Source organism: Ensifer sp. ENS07 (assembly GCF_014852185.1).
Taxonomy (GTDB): domain Bacteria; phylum Pseudomonadota; class Alphaproteobacteria; order Rhizobiales; family Rhizobiaceae; genus Ensifer; species Ensifer adhaerens.
In genome coordinates, this window is the sequence record NZ_JACVBE010000011.1 from 147529 (window position 1) to 166064 (window position 18536).

Sequence of the window (18536 nt, forward strand, 5' to 3'; positions counted from 1 at the left end):
GTCGCTCAGGCCGAGGGAATGCCACCGCCGAGCACTGTGGAATAGGCAGCCGCGTCGATGTTTCCGCCCGAGACCACGCAGACGATGTTTCCCTTGAGATCCGGTCGCGCGATTGCGGCGGCAAGCGAGGCAGCACCCGCGCCTTCGGCAACGATCTTCGCCTTCTTGAAGAGAATCCGCATCGCTTCGGTCACCTGCCCCGGGCTGACCGCAATCGCCCCATCGATCAGGTCACCGACCACCGGCCAGATCTGTGGCACCAGCGACGGTGCGCCGATGCTCTTGATAAAGGAGGGGCGGGTTTCGATCGTCACGATTTGGCCAGCGGCCAGGGCCGCCGAAACAGGGGCGGCGCTGTCATCTTCAACCGCAAAGACACGGCAGCGGTCGGAAGCGGCCTTGATAGCGCTGGCCACCCCGGTGGTCATGCTGCCGCCGCCATACGGGGTAAGCACGACGTCGACATCGGGCAGATCCTCGATGATCTCCACACCGATGGAGCCGTTCCCGGCCAGCACCGCCTGATCGGTCACCGGATTGATCAGCAGTTCCGGCGCATCCGGATGATCGGCGCCAGTGATGTAGTCCCACCAGGTCTCGGCACTGACGAACCGTACTTCTCCGCCGAGCGCACGCACACCGTCGATCTTGGTCTGTGGTGCGCCGCGATACATGTAGGCAACCATCGGCACACCGATGAGGCGTGCCGCCCAGGCCATGCCATAGGCCATATTGCCGGAACTGGTGACTGCGACGCCGCTTTCGAGTTCGGCCGGATCGCGCGACAACACAGCGTTCAAGGCGGGACGGAGCTTGAACGCGCCAATTGGCGACAGCGTCTCCAGTTTCAGGAATATCTGACGGTCCGGAAACCCAAGATCGAGCCTGACGAGCGGTGTGCGCGCGAAATGCGGCGCGATGCGTTTACGGGCATCGGCGATTTCCTCCGGGGTCGGGCGGTGTGGCGCGATCATTGCTTAAATCCCCCGTTAGCCGTCCTCTCGCCTCCAGGCACAATGGCTCTGAACGAATCCGCTGCGGGGCGGCAGCCTCGGTATGTGTCTGAACAAGAGGCAACGGGCGAAATACCGCCCGCTGCTCTTCGGTGCCATCAATCAGGTTACGGCCGCACGGACCGCGAAGCGCGCATCCTGCCATGCACCGGTCTTGAGGATGTCCTCCAGGATTTCGACGGCCTGCCAGACGTCGGCGTAGCTCACATAGAGCGGCGTGAAGCCGAAGCGCATCGTCGTCGGCGCGCGGAAATCACCGATAACGCCACGGGCAATCAGCGCCTGCATGATTTCGTAAGCGTGCGGGTGTTTGAACGACACCTGGCTTCCGCGCTTGGTTCCGTCGCGCGGGCTTTCGAGCGCCAGACCGTGGGCACCGCATTTCGCCTCAACGAGCGCGATGAAGAGATCCGTGAGCTGGATGCTCTTTTCGCGCAGCGCTTTCATGTCGACCTCGTCCCAGACGTCGAGCGCGCCCTTTAGCGCCCGCAGCGACAGGATCGGCTGTGTTCCGCAGAGGAAACGGCGGATGCCCTCGCCGGCAGCATAGTGCTTCTCGAAGGCGAAGGGACGGGCGTGTCCCCACCAGCCGGTGAGCGGCTGGCGGATATCGCCGTGGTGACGGGTGGCTGCATAGATGAAGGCGGGGGCTCCGGGGCCACCGTTCAGGTACTTGTAGGTGCAGCCGACCGCGAAATCGACATTGGCGCCGTCAAGATCGACTGGCAACGCGCCGGCCGTATGGCAGAGGTCCCAGATGACCAGTGCGCCATGTTCGTGCGCCTTGCGGGTCAGGGCCGCCATATCGCGCAGCTCGCCGGACTTGTAGTTGACGTGGTTGACCAGAACGACGGCGACGCTGCCATCGATCAGATCCTCGATCTCGGGCGCATCGACCCCTTCGAGCCTGAGCGAGGCGCCCGGACGCGTCGAGACCACGCCTTCGGCCATGTAGAGATCGGTCGGGAAACTGCCGCCTTCGCTGACGATCACCGACCGATCGGACCGCAAGGCCATGGCCGCATGGAGGGCCTTGTAGATGTTGATCGACGTGGTGTCGCAGACGACGGTCTGGCCGGCGGCCGCCCCGATCAGCCGCCCGACCCGGTCGCCGAGCGTCAGCGGCATCTCGAACCAGCCGGCCGTATTCCAGCTGCGGATGAGGTCCTGCCCCCATTCTTCGGTCGCGGCCTTGCGAAGCTCGTCGAAGGCGGCGGTCGAGGCAACGCCGAGCGAGTTGCCGTCGAGATAGATGAGACCCGGCGGCAGGATGAAACGCTCGCGCATCGGGCTGAGCACATCGGCCACATCCATGGCCTTTATCGCGGCAAGATCAGGAACTGCATTCATGAAGGTGGTCCTCATTTATTCGCGAACGGTTTCGCGGGCGGGCGCAGGGCCGCGGCTTCGCTTGAGGCTCGGAAGAGCCAGCATGGCCAGAACGAAGAGGCCGGTCGCAAGTTTCAGGTCCGGCGGTGGCATGCCGGCGGCCAGGCAGAAGGAGACGAGCTGGTAGTAGACGATCGCACCTACGAACGGCGCAGCGAGCTGGCGCGCCACGCTCTGCTTGCCGACGATCGCCTCGCCGATCATCAGCGCCGCAAGGCCGTTGATCAGGATGCCGAGGCCCATGTTGACGTCAGCAAAGCCCTGTGACTGCACCATCAGCGCGCCGCCTGCCGCCGAAAACGCACCCGCAAGCCCAACGCCACCGATCGTCGCCATCCAGACATTGATCCCTTGAGCTTCAGCCATATCGGGATTGGCGCCGACGGCGCGAACGGCCGTGCCTTTCTCCGTGCGGAAGAAGTGGTAGAGCAGGACGAAGACGATGAGTGCGATCAGGCCCGCGACGACGATCTTGCTTGCGGGGAAACCCGGCTGCAGCCCCGGCGCCCAGTCGAACACCGTTGGCGCACCGAAGACCGAGAGGTTCGAGCGACCCATGATCCTGAGGTTGATCGAATAAAGCATCGTCATCATCAGGATGCCGGCGAGCAGCGTGTGGATCCGGAACCGCAGATGGATGAAGGCCGTGCAGCAGCCGGCAACGAATCCGGCGAGAAGTGCGATGGCGATCGCGGCGAGCGGCGACATGCCCGCCGCCATCAGCACGCCGCAGACGCAGCCGCCGAGCGGAAACGCACCCTCGCTGGTCAGATCCGGGAAGCTCAGCATGCGGAACGGGATCATGATCCCGAGCACGACGAAGGCGAGGATCAGGCTCTGCGCGAGCGTGACGGGAACGAGCGAGACGAAGCTCGCGAAGGTATTTTGAAGAATATCCATGATCGTCAGCTCGCCAGGAACATGCGGTCGGTTTTGACGGAGAAGTGGCCGATCAGATCCGGCACGGTCGTCTGCGCCTTTTCCTTGCCGTCGATTTCGAGACGGACGCGCCCGGCGTCGAGCATGATGACCTTGTGACCGAAATCCACCGCGTGCTGCATGTTGTGCGTCACCATCAGCGTTGTCAGCTTCAGGGCTTCGACCGCGCGGATCGTCGCCTGCATGACGATATCGGCGGTGCGCGGATCAAGCGCTGCGGTGTGTTCGTCGAGCAGCAGCAGTTCCGGCTCGCCGCCGACCGCCATGATCAAGGACAGCGATTGCCGCTGGCCGCCGGAAAGCAGCTCCACCCGTGTGTCGAGGCGGTTTTCAAGGCCGAGCCCGAGCAGCGACAAGCGTTCCCTGTAGGTGGCGAGCCGCGTCGCGTTTAGGCCGCGCCGCAGGGTGCGTTTGTTGCTGCGCAATTCGGCAAGCAGCATGTTTTCGGCCACCGTCATCGAGGCAGCGGTGCCGCGCATCGGGTCCTGGAACACGCGGGCAAGCCGCATCGCGCGCTTGTGTACGGGCGTTGCGGTCACGTCGTCGCCATTGATGACGATCTGGCCGCTATCGAGCACCAATGCACCCGAAATGGCGTTGAGCATGCTGCTCTTGCCGGCGCCGTTGGAACCGATGACGACGCCAAATTCGCCCGTGGCAAGGCTGAGATTGAGGCCGTCGAGCGCGACTTTTTCGTCCGCCTGCCCCTTGTAGAAAACTTTGCGGGCCGATCTGATTTCCAGCATTGGCTCCCCTTTAACTTATGAGATGACGGCGCTCGGGGCGCCGTCACTGAAGAGACAAGACGGAGATCAATCGACCACGCAGTTGCATTCGGTCGCGAGCGCTGCCGGCACTTCGATGCCGAAGGCAGCGGCAGCCTTCTTCGAGATCAGCGGCGCGTGATCCTCATAGGCCGGGCGCGACGGCGCGATCGTCTTCGGGTCTGCACCTTTGAGGATCTGAGCAGCGATCTTGCCGGCATTGACGCCGACCTGCTCATAGTTGACCGCAAAGCTTGCCGGTACGACGCCGTCACGCACTGCACCGTCGTCGGAGTTTACGATCGGGATCTGCGCCTGGCGCGCGGCTGCCGACACAGCACCGATCGCCGGCTGCAGCAGGTTCGATGCGGGCGTATAGATCACGTCGGCCTTGCCGGCGAAGGAGGCGATGCGCTGCTGGATGTCGTTGACATTGTCGACGCCGACCTCCACGACCTCGAAGCCTGCGTCAGGCGCTGCTTCCTTGATCTTGTCGAGCAGGGCCTGGTCGTTCGCCTCACCCGGATTATAGGGCACGCCAAAGCGCTTCGCGTTCGGCAGCAGCTTGTGGGTGAAGGCCATGACGGCGGCCACGTCCTGAAGGTCGGTCGCACCGGTCATGCCGTCGTCACCGGCCTCCCAAGACGGAACGAGCTTGGCGGCCACCGGATCGGTAACGGCGGAGAAGACGACCGGAATGCCGGAGCCGGCGAGCGCCTTCTTGGCGATCTGCGAGACGGGCGTGGTGATCGTGTAGACCAGTTTCGGCTGTTCGGCCTGCAGCTTGGCGATCATCTGCGGCACCAGCGAGGCGTCGAAATTGGTGTGGCTCTCGGTGTAGACGACGTCCTTGCCTTCGACGAAGCCGTTTTCGGCCAGCGCCTTCTTGAAGCCGGCGATCGATGCGTTCAATTGCGGATGCTCGCCAAAATTGGCGATGCCGATGCGGATCGGATCAGCGGCCGCTGCTCCCAGTCCCCATGCCATTGCACCGGCGACAACCAATCCCGAAAGCCACGTGCTCTTAAGCCTGCTCATACATCCCTCCCAGAATTTGACGAGCGTTACCGCCCTCCTCGGCGGCTTGCGCGGATCATGGAACCGCTCCGGCCTCTTGTCAAATTAATATATATATTTTCACATGAGGCGCAGAACTATATATATTTGTATCGACCCGGTGTGGGCGCTAAGGGAACCTGATGCAAGACCACGAACAGTCGACCAAAACGGAATCGGCATACCGGTTGCTGCGCCGCGACATTCTTTCGACGCGGCTGAAGCCGGGCGCGCCGATGAAGCTGAGCACGCTGCGCGAAAGCTACGGGATCGGCTGGACGCCGCTACGCGAGGCTCTGTCGCGGTTGGAGGCGGAAGGGCTGGTGACCGCCATCAGTAATCGCGGCTTTGCTGTTGCTCCGGTGTCACGCGAGGAACTCGACGACCTCACCCGCGCCCGCCTTGCCGTCGAAATGCCGCTGCTCATCGAGTCGATCGAGAACGGCGACAGCGCCTGGGAATCCGCCGTCGTCACGGCACACTACCGGCTGTCGCGCTGCAAGGTTTCCGTCGAGCGTTTCTCCGAGAGCGAAGTCGACGAGTGGGACGAGAAGCATGCCGGGTTTCATACGGCTTTGATCAGCGCTGCGAGGTCGCGCTGGCTCACGCGCTTTCAGGCGACGATCTCCGACCAGCTTCGCCGTCACCACCGCTTCCTAAGTCTGGCGCCGACGATTAGGGCCGCCGCCGGTATGAGCGCAGGCTACGAGGAGGCCGTTTCGGCGCTTGAGGACGCGATGGCGATCGAGCACCATACCGAGCTGATGGAGGCAGCACTCGATCGCGATATCGAGCGTGCCCGCACCCTGATGGCCGAGCACATCGGCTTTACCGTCAACGTCTATGTCCAGTCCGAGGATGGCGGTCGCGCGTCGCCGCTGCTCGCCCAGTCGGTACCTGGGCTTGCGTCCAAATGACGGCCCGTGACAACCTGTCCAAGACCTGCTTACCTCTCTAAAAGCAGAAAAACGAAAGAGCCGCTGATTTGCGGCCAAGGGTTGGAAGCGGACGTTGGGAATGATGGGTGAAGACAAGTTCGACACCTCGCCGGAATGGGTCGATGGCGAGACCAAGGCGCTCGAGGCTCCGGGCGATCACCGTGCAGAGCTCAGGCTATGGCTGCGTCTCTTGACCTGTTCGACACTTGTCGAAAGCGAAATCCGTCGGCGGTTGCGGGAAGAATTCGATTCGACCTTGCCGCGTTTCGACCTGATGGCCCAGCTCGAGCGTGCGCCTGACGGCATGGTGCTTGGCGAAGTCTCCAAGCGCATGATGGTCTCCCCCGGCAACATCACGGTGCTGGTGGAACGGCTGACCGAGAGCGGCCACATCAGCCGCACGACGCTTCCGACCGATCGGCGTGTCCAGATCATCGCGCTTACCCCCTTCGGCCGCGCCGAATTCGAGAAGATGGCAGCAAGCCATGCCGACTGGATCTCGGATCTGTTTGCCGGCCTTCCGGCCAAGGAAGGCGGCGTGCTGATGGATGAGCTTGCCACACTCAAGCGGTCGATCATCGCCTCGCTCGCGCGAAATTCCTGAGTTCACGGCGCTTCTGCCTACAACTGCCTTACTTTCTGCCGCACCGGCCTCGAAGCGATGCGACGCCGCTCGGCGGCGCTGCGAGCGCCCGGCGTCGGCTTCCCATCTGCCCAAAACAATTTTAAGCTTGAAATTTCTCCTGAACGAGTCCACCCTGCTTGCAACAGTCCAGCATGGCCACTTGTGCCAGCTCGACGGTGACGCGCAGCCGGAACTCGGGAGGAGAACGACATGCGGATCGTCTGTATCGGTGGCGGGCCTGCCGGCCTTTATTTTGCGCTGCTGATGAAGCGGCAGCATCCGGAGCATCACGTCACCGTCGTCGAACGGAACCGCCCCTTCGACACATTCGGCTGGGGCGTCGTCTTTTCGGACGCGACCATGCAGTCGATGCGGCAATGGGACCCGGAGACCGCCGAGGCGATCGAGGTTTCCTTCAACCATTGGGACGACATCGAGCTGGTCTTCAAGGGCCGCAAGATCCGCACGACCGGCCACGGCTTCGTTGGCATCGGCCGCAAGAAGATGCTCAACATCCTCCAGGAACGCTGCCTCGAACTCGGCGTCGAACTGCTGTTCGAGCAGGACGTGGAAAGCGACGAGCAGTTCGCCGACGCCGATCTGATCATCGCCTCCGACGGCGTCAACTCAAGGATCCGCAACAAATACGCCGACATCTTCAAGCCGGACATGGTGATCCGGCCGAACCGCTATGTCTGGCTCGGCACGGACAAGAAGTTCGACGCCTTCACCTTCGACTTCCAGCGCACCGAGCATGGCTGGTTCCAGGCGCATATCTACCGCTTCGACGAGAACACCTCGACCTTCATCGTTGAGACCACCGACGACGTCTTCCGCGCCCATGGCCTCGACCAGATGGACCAGGACCAGTCGATCGCGTTCTGCGAAAAGCTCTTTGAAGGCACGCTCGACGGCCACAAGCTGATGACCAATGCGCGGCACTTGCGCGGCTCCGCCTGGCTGAACTTCGGCCGGCTGATCTGCGAAAAGTGGAGCCATTTCAACGGCCACAGCCATGTCGTGTTGATGGGCGACAGTGCCCACACGGCCCATTTCGCCATCGGCTCGGGCACCAAGCTTGCGATCGATGACGCGATCGAACTCACCCGCCAGTTCGATATTCTGGGCCACGACAAGGCAACCATTCCCGCCGTGCTGTCGGCTTACGAAGAGGTGCGCCGCGTCGATGTCGCCCGCATCCAGAATGCGGCCCGCAATGCGATGGAATGGTTCGAAGTGGTCGGCACGCGCTATGCCGACACGCTGGAGCCCGAACAGTTCATGTATTCGATGCTGACCCGCTCGCAGCGCATCAGCCACGAGAACCTTCGCCTGCGCGACAAGGACTGGCTCGAAGGCTTCGAGCGCTGGTTTGCCGAACGCGCCGGTGTGGCGCCGGCGGCGAACGGGGCGGTTCCGCCGCCGATGTTTACGCCGTTCAAGCTCCGCGGCCTGACGCTGAAGAACCGCATCGTGGTTTCGCCGATGGCGATGTATTCGGCAGCCGACGGCGTGCCGAACGATTTTCATCTCGTTCATCTCGGCGCGCGCGCCATGGGCGGTGCGGCGCTCGTCTTCCCGGAAATGACCTGTGTGTCGGCCGATGCCCGCATCACGCCCGGATGTCTGGGGCTCTGGAGCGACGAGCAGGCCCAGGCCTTCAAGCGCATCGTCGACTTCGTACACCAGCAGACCCCCGCCAAGATCGGCATCCAGCTCGGCCATGCCGGCCGCAAGGGCGCGACAAAGGTCGCCTGGGAGGGGATCGATCAGCCCTTGGCCGAAGGCGGCTGGCCACTCATTTCCGCGTCCGCCCTGCCCTACCTCAAGCATTCGGACATGCCGCGCGAAATGACGCGGGAGGATATGGACCGGGTCGTCACCGATTTCGTGCGGGCCACCGAACGGGCCCGTGACCTCGGTTTCGATATCCTCGAACTGCACGTCGCGCACGGCTACCTGCTGTCGAGCTTCCTGTCGCCGCTTACCAATCTGCGCACCGACGACTATGGCGGCGATCACGCCGCCCGCGCCCGCTTCCCGCTCGAAGTGTTCCACGCAGTGCGTAAAGTCTGGCCCGAGGACCGGCCGATGTCGGTTCGCCTCTCGACCCATGACTGGCACGAGGGCGGCAACACGCCCGAGGACGCGGCAATTTTCGCCCGCCTGTTCAAGGAGGCGGGCGCCGACATGATCGACTGCTCGTCCGGCCAGGTGGTGAAAGAAGAAAAACCGGTCTATGGTCGCCTGTTCCAGACGCCATTTTCCGATAAGATCCGCAACGAGATCCAGGTTCCGACCATTGCGGTCGGGGCGATTTCCGAGGCCGACCACGCCAATTCGATCATCGCAGCCGGTCGAGCCGATCTCTGCGCGATTGCCCGCCCGCATCTGGCCGATCCGTCCTTCGTGATGCACGAGGCGGCAAAGATTGGCTATGACGGCGAGCCCTGGCCGAAACAGTACCATTCGGCTCGGGCCCAGTACGTGAACAACCTGGCGCGCGCCGCAACGACGGCAGGCAAGCCATGACAAGGCACGCCCTCGTCACAGGCGCCGGCAGCGGTATCGGCAAGGCGATTGCCCTTAGGCTCGCCGCCGACGGCCACATCGTCAGCCTCGCCGGTCGGCGCGCAGCACCGCTTGAAGCGGTACGGGGCGACATCCTTGCTGCCGGCGGACAGGCCTTTGTCCGTGACGGCTTCGATGTGACCAACCCGCAGGCCGTCGAGCAAGGTATCACGGCTGCGATCGCTGAAGCCGGAGAGATTGCCGTTCTCGTCAACTGCGCCGGCGAAGCGCCCTCGGCGCCGTTCGAAAAGACCGACTTCGCGCTTTGGCAGCGGGTGCTTTCCATCAACCTCACCGGCGTCTATCTGGTGACGCAGGCAGCGCTTGCCTCCGTGCGGCGGGCCGGCAACGGCCGGATCGTCAACGTTGCGAGCACCGCGGGCCTGACCGGCTATGCTTATGTTTCGGCCTATTGCGCGTCGAAGCACGGCGTCATCGGCCTGACGAGGGCACTGGCGCTTGAGCTTGCGCGCACCGACGTCACCGTCAATGCCGTCTGCCCCGGCTTCACCGACACGCCGCTGATCGACGGCGCGCTCGATACGATCAGCGAAAAGACCGGCCGTTCGCGCGAGGAAGCGCGCGCCAGCCTTGCTCGCTCCAACCCGCAGGGACGCCTGGTGACGCCGGAAGAAGTCGCCCACACGGCCTCGTGGCTCGTGTCGGAAAAGGCGACGGCAATCACTGGTCAGGCGATCGCTGTCGCCGGCGGCGAAGTTCTCGGAGGATAGAGATGACAAACCCGATGCAGGCCAAGAAGCGCGCCTTCAAAGACCACAAGGCCAAGCACTTCCTGTTCGAAACGGATGCCGACGGACGCGTCGCCACGATCACCCTCAACCGCCCGGAAAAGAAGAACCCGCTGACCTTCGAAAGTTACGAGGAACTTTGCGATCTTTTCCGCTCGCTTGCCCGCGCCAGCGACGTGCGCGCGGTCGTGCTGGCCGGCGCCGGTGACAACTTTTCATCCGGTGGCGACGTGTTCGAGATCATCGAGCCGCTGACGCGTATGCCGATGCCCGATCTGCTGGATTTTACCCGCATGACCGGCGAACTGGTCCGCCAGATCCGCGCCTGCCCGCAGCCGGTCATAGCAGCCGTCGACGGCATCTGCGCCGGCGCCGGTGCCATTTTGGCCATGGCCTCGGACTTCCGTGTGGCAACGCCCGAGGCGAAGACGGCCTTTCTCTTTACCCGCGTCGGGCTGGCCGGCGCCGACATGGGCGCCTGCGGCATTCTTCCCCGCATCATCGGCCAGGGCCGCGCCGCCGAACTGCTCTTCACCGGCCGCGTCATGACCGCGACGGAAGGCCACGCCTGGGGCTTCTACAATGCTCTGCACGAGCGTCCATCGCTGCTTGCCGAAGCCCAGAAATTCGCACGCAGTATCGCCGACGGCCCCTGGTTTGCCCATGCGATGACCAAGAAGATGCTCGACCAGGAATGGGCGATGGGTATCGACCAACTGATCGAATCGGAAGCCCAGGCGCAAGCGATCTGCATGGCGACCGGCGACTTCCGCCGCGCCTTCGAGGCCTTTGCCGCCAAGGCGAAGCCTGAATTCAAGGGGAACTGAGCATGAGTCCCCATGGCACGACCTTGCGCCCACCTTCCCGCGATCATCTCGACTGGCCGTTCTACGATGACAGTCACCGTGCGCTCGCTGCGGAACTCGACGCCTTCGTGGCTCGTGGCGGCCTCGGCGAGATCGATCACGCTGATGTCGATGCCGCCTGCAAGCAGCTGGTCGCGGCACTCGGTACTGCAGGCGTGCTTCGCCATTGCGTGCCAAAGGCGTTCGGCGGTGTTAGCGACGAGATCGACAGCCGGTCGCTCTGCCTCATCCGCGAAACGCTCGCCTACACAGACGGGCTTGCCGACTTTGCCTTCGCCATGCAGGGCCTCGGGACGGGTGCGATCAGCCTGTCCGGCTCAGAGGCGTTGAAACACGCCGTCCTGTCCAAAGTCGCCCGCGGCGAATGGATCTCCGCCTTTGCGCTTTCCGAACCCGAGGCCGGCTCGGATGTCGCGGCGATGGCGTGCGCTGCGCACCGGGATGGCGATCATTTCGTACTCGACGGCGAAAAGACCTGGATCTCGAACGGCGGCATCGCCGACGTCTATACCGTCTTTGCCCGCACAGGCGAGGCGCCGGGTACGCGCGGCATTTCCGCCTTCGTGGTCTTCGCCGATACACCGGGCTTTACCATCCCCGAGCGCATCGAGACGATTGCGCCGCATCCGCTCGCTCGCCTTCGTTTCGACAATTGCCGCATCCCGGCGTCGCAACTTCTGGGCGCGTCTGGCGAAGGCTTCAAGATCGCCATGCGCACCCTCGACATTTTCCGCCCGTCCGTGGCAGCCGCCGCGATCGGATTTGCCCGGCGCGCGCTTGACGAGGCGGTGGCCCACGCGAAGAGGCGCAGGATGTTCGGCGCGACCCTTGGCGATCTGCCGACGGCGCAAAGCACGCTTGGCGAGATGGCGACCGCTATCGACGCGGCAGCCCTTCTGACCGGCCGCACGGCGTGGCAACGCGACGTGCAGAAACGACCAACGACGCGCGAAGCGGCGATGGCCAAGATGACCGCGACCGAGAACGCGCAATGGGTCATCGACCAGGCGCTGCAGCTCTTTGGCGGCCGCGGCGTGCGCGTCGGCGAGATCACCGAGCGGCTCTATCGCGAGATCCGCGCGCTCAGAATCTACGAGGGCGCGACCGAGGTTCAAAAGCTCATCATCGGCCGCGAGCTGATGAAGGGCACGGGACGATAACAAGGGGTGTCGAACATGCATGGTTCGAAGGCGTCATTCGACTGGCAGGACCCGTTCAACCTGGATCAGCAGTTGAGCGAAGAAGAACGCATGGTGCGCCAGACCGCTGCGCGCTATGCCGAAGACCGTCTGGCTCCGCGCGTCCAGGAGGCATTCCGCCACGAGAAAACCGATCCGTCGATCTTTGCCGAGATGGGCGAACTCGGCCTGCTCGGTCCGATGGTGTCGGAGGAATACGGGGGCGCCGGCCTCAACTACGTTTCCTACGGCCTGATCGCCCGTGAGGTCGAACGCATCGACAGCGGCTACCGCTCGATGATGAGCGTGCAGTCTTCGCTCGTCATCGTGCCGATCTATACCTTCGGCAGTGAAGCGCAGAAGCGCAAATACCTGCCAGGACTGATTGCCGGCACCAAGATCGGCTGCTTTGGCCTGACCGAGCCAGACCACGGTTCTGATCCCGGATCGATGATCACCAAGGCCGCCAAGGTCGATGGCGGCTATCTGCTGTCCGGTTCAAAGACATGGATCTCCAATGCGCCGATCGCCGACGTGTTCGTCGTCTGGGCAAAGACATCAGATGGCGCCATCCGCGGCTTCATCCTCGAAAAGGGGTGGAAGGGTCTCAGCGCGCCGGCGATCCACGGCAAGGTGGGCTTAAGGGCATCGATCACCGGCCAGATCGTCATGGACGAGGTCTTCGTGCCGGACGAAAACATGCTGCCCGAGGTGACAGGACTGAAAGGCCCCTTCACCTGCCTCAACTCCGCGCGCTTCGGCATCGCCTGGGGCGCCCTCGGTGCAGCCGAGTCCTGCTATGACACGGCGCGGCAATACGTGATCGACCGCAAGCAGTTCGGCCGGCCGCTTGCCGCCAACCAGCTCATCCAGAAGAAGCTCGCGGACATGGCAACCGAAATCGCCCTTGGCCTGCAGGGCTGCCTGCGCCTCGGGCGCATGAAGGATGAAGGCAATCCGCCGGTCGAACTGACCTCGATCCTCAAGCGCAACTCCTGCGGCAAAGCGTTGGAAATCGCCAGAACTGCGCGCGACATGCTCGGCGGCAACGGCATTTCGGACGAATTTCCGGTGGCCCGCCACCTCGTCAATCTGGAAGTGGTCAACACCTATGAGGGTACCCACGACATCCATGCGCTGATCCTCGGCCGTGCCATCACCGGCATTGCCGCCTTTGCGAACTGAGGTCGGCATCGATGTTCAGGACCACGAGACCACTGCGGTTCGGAGACTGCGACCCCTCGGGGATCGCCTACTTCCCGTCCTATCTCAATATTCTTGTCGGGGTGACGGAGGACTTCTTCGCCTCGCTCGGCTTTCCCTGGAAAGCCATGAACGACGAGCGGCGGATCGGCGTGCCGACGGTGCGCCTCGATCTCACCTTCTCTCGACCGGGCTTCCAGGGCGACGATCTGGATTTCGCGCTGGCGGTGCGCGGCATTGGCCGCTCGTCGCTCGACATGGAGCACACGGTCTCGGCGAGAGGCACCGTGCTCTGGACAGCAAAACAGCGGGTCGTTGCCACCTCGCTCGACAATCACGCTTCTTGTGCCTGGCCGGACGATATCCGCGCCGCGCTGACACAACATCTGGAGACGACCGATGCACACCATCCTGCAACCTGAAGGCTGGGCTAAGCCCATCGGCTATGCCAACGGCGTCTCGGCCAAAGGCCGCACCGTCTTCATCGGCGGCCAAATCGGCTGGAACGCGCAGTCCGAGTTCGAGACCGACGATTTCGTCGAGCAGGTGCGCCAGACGCTGAAGAACGTGGTCGCAGTGCTTGCGGCCGGCGGCGCCGAGCCGCAGCACATCACCACCATGACCTGGTACTTCACTGACAAGCAGGAATATGTCGGCAATCTGCGCGGCATCGGTCAGGCCTATCGCGACATCATCGGCCGGCATTTCCCGGCCATGGCTGCGATGCAGGTCGTCTCGCTCGTCGAAGACCGCGCCAAGATCGAGATCCAGGCAACGGCCGTCGTCCCCGATTGAGGTTTGGCAGCATGGCCGAGATCCGATTTTCCGAAAGCGTTTCCGCCCGACTTGAAGGTGGCGTTCTCCTCGTTACCATCGACAACGCGCCCGTCAACGCGCTCTCCGCGCATGTCCGTTCCGGCCTGATGGCGTCGCTTGACCATGTTGCCGAACGGTCGACGATTGCGGGTCTCGTCATCACCGGCGCCGGCAATACCTTCATCGGCGGCGCGGATATCAGGGAGTTTGGCAAGCCGCCGGTCGACCCGCTGCTTCCCGAAGTGATCGAGCGCATCGAGACCTTCGACAAGCCGGTTGCCGCAGCCGTCAACGGCGCCGCCCTTGGCGGCGGCTGCGAGGTGGCGCTTGCCTGCCACGGCCGGATTGCCGGCGAGAAGGTGTCGTTCGGCCTGCCCGAGGTAAAGCTCGGGCTCGTCCCGGGTGCTGGCGGTACGCAGCGCTTGCCACGCCTGATCGGCACGGTCATGGCGATCGATCTCATCGGAACCGGTCGTGCCGTGAAGGCCGCCGAAGCTGTGGCGCTTGGGCTTGCCGACAGCATTGCCGCCGATCCTGTCGCTGTCGCTCTGGCTTTCGTTCAAGAGCAAGCTGGCAAGCCGCTCCGTCGGACCGGCATGATCGCCGTCCCGCCTGCGCACGCCAAAGCCGTCGGCGCGGTGGAAGCGAAGGTTCTGGCAAAGGCCCGCGGCCAGGCTGCCCCCGCCGAGGCAATCCGCCTCGTTAAGGCAGCCGGTGAACTCGACCTGAAGCAAGGACTGGCTGAGGAACGCGCGACTTTCCGGCGTCTGCGGGATTCGGTCGAGTCAGCGGCCCTCAGGCATGTGTTTTTTGCGGAGCGCGCCGCCGGCAAGGTCGAAGGGCTCGACAAGGTTTCGCCTCGGCCGATCGCGATCGTCGGTGTCGTCGGCACCGGGCTGATGGGGTCCGGCATCGCGGTCTCCGCCTTGACCTCCGGCTACCGCGTGGTCGCCTTGGAGCAGACGGAAGAAGCCGCAACCGGCGGACGGGCACGCATTGCCGAGACGCTCGGCAAGACCGTGCGGGCTGGACGATTGACTGCTGATGAACGCGACGAATGCCTTGCACGGCTGCAGACCACCGCAGAAGCCGTTGAGCTCGCGAAAGCTGACCTCGTCATCGAAGCGGTGTTCGACGACCTCCAGGTCAAGACGGAGTTGTTTCAGAAGTTTGACGGCATCGTCGCACCGGGCGCCATCCTCGCGACCAACACCAGTTATCTCGACCCCGATGCGATCGCGGCGGCGACGGTCGATCCATCACGGGTGGTGGGCCTGCATTTCTTTTCGCCCGCCAACGTGATGCGGCTCGTCGAAGTCGTTGATTGCGCCAAGACCGCGCCGGACGTCCTGGCGACGGCGCTTGCCTTCGTCAAACGCCTCGGCAAGCTGCCGGTCGTAACCGGGGTCACCGAAGGCTTCATCGGCAACCGCATTTTCTCGGCCTATCGCCGCGAGGCGGAGTTCATGCTGGAAGATGGGGCACTCCCGCAGGAGATCGACGCCGCGCTCGAGGCCTATGGCTTTCCGATGGGCATCTTCGCCGTCAACGACATGGCCGGACTGGAGATTGCCTGGGCACGACGCAAGCGACAGGCGGCAACACGCGATCCTGCCGCACGCTATGTCGAAATCGCCGACAGGCTCTGCGAGGCCGGCCGTCTCGGCCGCAAGAGTGGCCGCGGCTGGTACGCCTATCCCGATGGTGAGCGCACCGTTGATCCCGACGTCACGGCGGTGATCGAGGCCGCGCGCGCAGCCAAGCGCATCACGCCGCGCGCCTTTAAATCCGATGAGATCATGAACCGGCTTCTGAACGCCATGTGCGACGAAGGCAAGGCGCTGCTCGCCGAAGGCATCGCGGCACGTCCCGGCGACATCGATCTCGTGATGATCAACGGCTACGGATTTCCCGCGCACAAGGGAGGGCCGATGTTTGCAGCCGGGCAAAGCAAAGGATAAATCTCATGGCTGAAGCCTACATCGTCGGCGGCGTGCGCACCCCCATCGGCCGCTACGGCGGGGCACTCTCGAGCGCCCGCCCGGACGATCTTGCGGCCCATGTGATCCGCGAGGCGCTGGCGCGTGTTTCGTCCATTCCGGCCGAAGCGATCGACGAGGTCGTACTTGGCTGCGCCAACCAGGCGGGTGAGGACAATCGCAACGTCGCCCGCATGGCCGCCTTGCTCGCCGGGCTACCGGAGACGGTCGCCGGAACGACGATCAACCGGCTGTGCGGTTCCGGGCTCGATGCAGTCGGTTATGCCGCTCGCGCGATCCGGCTGGGGGAGGCCGAAATCGTGGTCGCCGGCGGCGTCGAAAGCATGTCGCGTGCGCCCTTCGTCATGCCGAAGGCCGAAGGCCCGTTCCAGCGCAGCACCGAGTTCCACGACACGACGATCGGCTGGCGCTTCATCAACACGGCCATGAAAGACCGATACGGCATCGACTCGATGCCGGAGACCGCCGAAAACGTCGCCGCCGAATTTTCCATCTCCCGCAAAGATCAGGACGCCTTTGCACTGCGAAGCCAGGCGCGCGCGGCAGTTGCGCAAAAGAGCGGGCGTCTCGCCCGCGAGATCGCCGCCTACGCGATCAAGGGACGCAAGGGCGAGACGACCCACGTCGAACACGACGAACATCCGCGCGAGACGACGCTCGAAAAGCTTGCGAGCCTGCCGACGCCCTTCCGCGCCAATGGCACGGTAACCGCGGGCAACGCATCGGGCGTCAACGACGGCGCGGCCGCGCTCATTCTCGCCTCAGCCGGCGCGGTCGAGCGCTACGGACTTCAGCCCTTGGCCCGCGTCGACGGCATGGCAACGGCCGGTGTTGCCCCACGCATTATGGGCATCGGACCGGTCTTTTCCACGCACAAGCTCCTGGAACGTTTTGGTCTCGGCATCGGCGACATCGATGTCGTCGAGTTGAACGAGGCCTTTGCAGCGCAGGCGCTCGCCTGCATGCGGCAACTGGGGCTTGCCGACGATGCGCCCCGTGTCAATCCGAACGGCGGCGCCATCGCGCTCGGCCATCCGCTCGGCATGTCCGGTGCACGCCTGGCGTTGACCGCCGCGTTGGAGCTCGAAGCGCAGGGTGCCAAGCGTGCGATCGCCACCATGTGCATCGGCGTCGGACAGGGCATCTCGATGCTGTTGACACGGCCGTAGCGGCTGCACGCTTCGTGCCGTCAGCCGAAGGCCGCTCAAGACAATGAGAAAGCTGGGCTTGCTACTCAGCTCATGGGACTGAGACCGAGCCGCAAGCGGCTCGGTCTTCAAGCTTATTTTCCACCCCAGGCGGCGGGATAGTCCGGCAGCTTCTCGCAGCCGCACATGGCGTGATGCAGCGGGGGCATCTTGGCGTCGACATATTGATCGAGCGTTTCTGCCGTGATCGCCGGCTGCGGCATTACCCATTCCGGACCCGGCACTGCCTCGCCCTGCAGCACCTTCACTGCCGCGATGATTGGCGTGCGCCATTGGTAGGTCGGATAGGTCGGGGCTATCGCCTTAAAGCCTTCCGACTTCCACTTGACCAGGAAGTCCTGCTGGTCCTCGCCGGTGATGATCGGGGGCGGCAGGCCCGCATCCTCGAAGGCTTCGAGGGCTGCAACTGCTGTGGCACCAGCGTCCATCCAGATCGCGTCGATTTTGCCGCGTTGCAGGTAGTCTTCGACGATCGACTTGGTCTTGGCATTGTCGCCCTCGGTGAATTCCTCGCCGATGACGTTCAGCCCTGTCTCCTTGAAAATGCGCTTGGCCGCGGACGCGCGGGTCTCGAGCACATCGACACCCGGTACGATGCGCAGCATCAGGACGTCGGCGCCCGCGGGTGCCGTGGCCGCCACGAACTCGCCTGCCTGGATACCGAAGCCGTAACCACCCACCGGATGGATGAAGGTGACCGGGCATTTGGTGTTGACGCCGCGGTCAAAGACGATCACCGGAAGCTTCGCACAAGCCTTCTCGACTGCAGGCGTCAAGGCTGCCGTCGTATTCGGCGAGACAATCAGGGCCGAACATTTGCCGCCGTTGATGAGGTCGTCGATGTCAGCGATCTGCTTGTCGTCGGACCCTTCGGCATCGACGTGAATGAGCTCCTTGATTTCCGGATGGAGCTTTACTTCGGCCTGCATGTTCGTCCAGCCGGTTACCCGCCAGGCATTGTTCACGCCGGCGTTCGAAAAGCAGATCGTGTAGGGACCTGGCTTCTTGTACTTTGCGGTGTCGGCCATCTGGTCGCCGTAGTACTGCTCCCAAGGCTCCCCTTCCGGACCATTGGCCTTGGCCGTCAGCAGCGTCCGCTGTCTGTCGAACTCGGCAGTGTCGTCGAAGTTCAGCTGTTGGCTATGCGCCGTGCCGGCGACGAGCGCAGCCGAAAGTGCGGCGGTCAGCAATTTTTTCATGTCTCACTCCCATTGATCATGA

17 protein-coding genes are annotated in these 18536 nt (G+C 63.7%); 11 read left to right on the forward strand and 6 right to left on the reverse strand.

Annotated elements, in window-relative coordinates; genetic code table 11:
• Positions 1 to 5: 5 nt before the first annotated feature.
• The 5 genes from IB277_RS27220 to IB277_RS27240 form a co-directional block, all read right to left on the reverse strand.
• Positions 6 to 974, reverse strand: coding sequence for a threonine/serine dehydratase (locus IB277_RS27220; protein ID WP_060518011.1), 969 nt, complete (start codon positions 972 to 974; stop codon positions 6 to 8).
• Positions 975 to 1115: 141 nt separating this feature from the next.
• Complete coding sequence (kynU, locus tag IB277_RS27225) at positions 1116 to 2363, reverse strand: kynureninase (RefSeq protein WP_192372065.1); 1248 nt, start codon at positions 2361 to 2363, stop codon at positions 1116 to 1118.
• Between the two features lie 15 nt (positions 2364 to 2378).
• On the reverse strand, positions 2379 to 3302 hold the full coding sequence (locus IB277_RS27230; protein ID WP_034796270.1) for an ABC transporter permease: 924 nt from the start codon (positions 3300 to 3302) through the stop codon (positions 2379 to 2381).
• 5 nt (positions 3303 to 3307) lie between these two features.
• Entirely contained in the window at positions 3308 to 4087 is a 780-nt protein-coding gene (locus IB277_RS27235) for an ABC transporter ATP-binding protein (RefSeq protein ID WP_034796269.1), read from the reverse strand.
• Between the two features lie 66 nt (positions 4088 to 4153).
• Complete coding sequence (locus IB277_RS27240; RefSeq protein ID WP_034796266.1) at positions 4154 to 5143, reverse strand: ABC transporter substrate-binding protein; 990 nt, start codon at positions 5141 to 5143, stop codon at positions 4154 to 4156.
• Positions 5144 to 5304: 161 nt separating this feature from the next.
• Between IB277_RS27240 and IB277_RS27245 the strand changes: the two genes are divergently transcribed.
• The 11 genes from IB277_RS27245 (at position 5305) to pcaF (ending at position 17276) form a co-directional block, all read left to right on the forward strand.
• Positions 5305 to 6078, forward strand: coding sequence for a GntR family transcriptional regulator (locus IB277_RS27245; RefSeq protein ID WP_060580771.1), 774 nt, complete (start codon positions 5305 to 5307; stop codon positions 6076 to 6078).
• A 100-nt stretch (positions 6079 to 6178) separates the two neighbouring features.
• On the forward strand, positions 6179 to 6703 hold the full coding sequence (locus tag IB277_RS27250; RefSeq protein WP_226020898.1) for a MarR family winged helix-turn-helix transcriptional regulator: 525 nt from the start codon (positions 6179 to 6181) through the stop codon (positions 6701 to 6703).
• Between the two features lie 231 nt (positions 6704 to 6934).
• Positions 6935 to 9256, forward strand: coding sequence for a bifunctional salicylyl-CoA 5-hydroxylase/oxidoreductase (locus tag IB277_RS27255; protein ID WP_060580772.1), 2322 nt, complete (start codon positions 6935 to 6937; stop codon positions 9254 to 9256).
• On the forward strand, positions 9253 to 10026 hold the full coding sequence (locus IB277_RS27260) for an SDR family NAD(P)-dependent oxidoreductase (protein ID WP_192372066.1): 774 nt from the start codon (positions 9253 to 9255) through the stop codon (positions 10024 to 10026). Before IB277_RS27255 ends, IB277_RS27260 begins: the two co-directional genes overlap by 4 nt.
• Positions 10027 to 10028: 2 nt before the next feature.
• Positions 10029 to 10871 (forward strand): enoyl-CoA hydratase family protein, encoded by an 843-nt coding sequence (locus IB277_RS27265; protein ID WP_060530172.1) that lies wholly within the window; start codon positions 10029 to 10031, stop codon positions 10869 to 10871.
• Between the two features lie 2 nt (positions 10872 to 10873).
• On the forward strand, positions 10874 to 12070 hold the full coding sequence (locus IB277_RS27270; RefSeq protein ID WP_113294085.1) for an acyl-CoA dehydrogenase family protein: 1197 nt from the start codon (positions 10874 to 10876) through the stop codon (positions 12068 to 12070).
• Between the two features lie 15 nt (positions 12071 to 12085).
• On the forward strand, positions 12086 to 13273 hold the full coding sequence (locus tag IB277_RS27275; protein ID WP_060530174.1) for an acyl-CoA dehydrogenase: 1188 nt from the start codon (positions 12086 to 12088) through the stop codon (positions 13271 to 13273).
• An 11-nt stretch (positions 13274 to 13284) separates the two neighbouring features.
• The gene (locus IB277_RS27280) at positions 13285 to 13713 is read left to right on the forward strand and encodes a thioesterase family protein (protein WP_060518023.1); all 429 of its coding nucleotides are present in this window, start codon (positions 13285 to 13287) and stop codon (positions 13711 to 13713) included.
• Positions 13691 to 14086, forward strand: a complete 396-nt coding sequence (locus IB277_RS27285) for a RidA family protein (protein ID WP_034796252.1) — start codon at positions 13691 to 13693, stop codon at positions 14084 to 14086. The genes IB277_RS27280 and IB277_RS27285 overlap by 23 nt, the downstream gene beginning before the upstream one ends.
• Positions 14087 to 14097: 11 nt before the next feature.
• Entirely contained in the window at positions 14098 to 16068 is a 1971-nt protein-coding gene (locus IB277_RS27290; protein ID WP_192372067.1) for a 3-hydroxyacyl-CoA dehydrogenase NAD-binding domain-containing protein, read from the forward strand.
• Positions 16069 to 16073: 5 nt separating this feature from the next.
• Entirely contained in the window at positions 16074 to 17276 is a 1203-nt protein-coding gene (gene pcaF, locus IB277_RS27295) for a 3-oxoadipyl-CoA thiolase (RefSeq protein WP_192372068.1), read from the forward strand.
• Between the two features lie 113 nt (positions 17277 to 17389).
• On the opposite strand, the gene IB277_RS27300 is transcribed toward pcaF, so the two are convergent.
• Positions 17390 to 18514, reverse strand: coding sequence for a substrate-binding domain-containing protein (locus IB277_RS27300; protein ID WP_060643863.1), 1125 nt, complete (start codon positions 18512 to 18514; stop codon positions 17390 to 17392).
• Between the last annotated feature and the right edge of the window lie 22 nt (positions 18515 to 18536).

Bases quoted from the DNA above. Each gene is read 5' to 3' on its own strand.
- IB277_RS27220 (WP_060518011.1), bottom strand. From the start codon at position 974: ATGATCGCGCCACACCGCCCGACCCCGGAGGAAATCGCCGATGCCCGT.
- kynU (WP_192372065.1), bottom strand. From the start codon at position 2,363: ATGAATGCAGTTCCTGATCTTGCCGCGATAAAGGCCATGGATGTGGCC.
- IB277_RS27230 (WP_034796270.1), bottom strand. From the start codon at position 3,302: ATGGATATTCTTCAAAATACCTTCGCGAGCTTCGTCTCGCTCGTTCCC.
- IB277_RS27235 (WP_034796269.1), bottom strand. From the start codon at position 4,087: ATGCTGGAAATCAGATCGGCCCGCAAAGTTTTCTACAAGGGGCAGGCG.
- IB277_RS27240 (WP_034796266.1), bottom strand. From the start codon at position 5,143: ATGAGCAGGCTTAAGAGCACGTGGCTTTCGGGATTGGTTGTCGCCGGT.
- IB277_RS27245 (WP_060580771.1), top strand. From the start codon at position 5,305: ATGCAAGACCACGAACAGTCGACCAAAACGGAATCGGCATACCGGTTG.
- IB277_RS27250 (WP_226020898.1), top strand. From the start codon at position 6,179: ATGATGGGTGAAGACAAGTTCGACACCTCGCCGGAATGGGTCGATGGC.
- IB277_RS27255 (WP_060580772.1), top strand. From the start codon at position 6,935: ATGCGGATCGTCTGTATCGGTGGCGGGCCTGCCGGCCTTTATTTTGCG.
- IB277_RS27260 (WP_192372066.1), top strand. From the start codon at position 9,253: ATGACAAGGCACGCCCTCGTCACAGGCGCCGGCAGCGGTATCGGCAAG.
- IB277_RS27265 (WP_060530172.1), top strand. From the start codon at position 10,029: ATGACAAACCCGATGCAGGCCAAGAAGCGCGCCTTCAAAGACCACAAG.
- IB277_RS27270 (WP_113294085.1), top strand. From the start codon at position 10,874: ATGAGTCCCCATGGCACGACCTTGCGCCCACCTTCCCGCGATCATCTC.
- IB277_RS27275 (WP_060530174.1), top strand. From the start codon at position 12,086: ATGCATGGTTCGAAGGCGTCATTCGACTGGCAGGACCCGTTCAACCTG.
- IB277_RS27280 (WP_060518023.1), top strand. From the start codon at position 13,285: ATGTTCAGGACCACGAGACCACTGCGGTTCGGAGACTGCGACCCCTCG.
- IB277_RS27285 (WP_034796252.1), top strand. From the start codon at position 13,691: ATGCACACCATCCTGCAACCTGAAGGCTGGGCTAAGCCCATCGGCTAT.
- IB277_RS27290 (WP_192372067.1), top strand. From the start codon at position 14,098: ATGGCCGAGATCCGATTTTCCGAAAGCGTTTCCGCCCGACTTGAAGGT.
- pcaF (WP_192372068.1), top strand. From the start codon at position 16,074: ATGGCTGAAGCCTACATCGTCGGCGGCGTGCGCACCCCCATCGGCCGC.
- IB277_RS27300 (WP_060643863.1), bottom strand. From the start codon at position 18,514: ATGAAAAAATTGCTGACCGCCGCACTTTCGGCTGCGCTCGTCGCCGGC.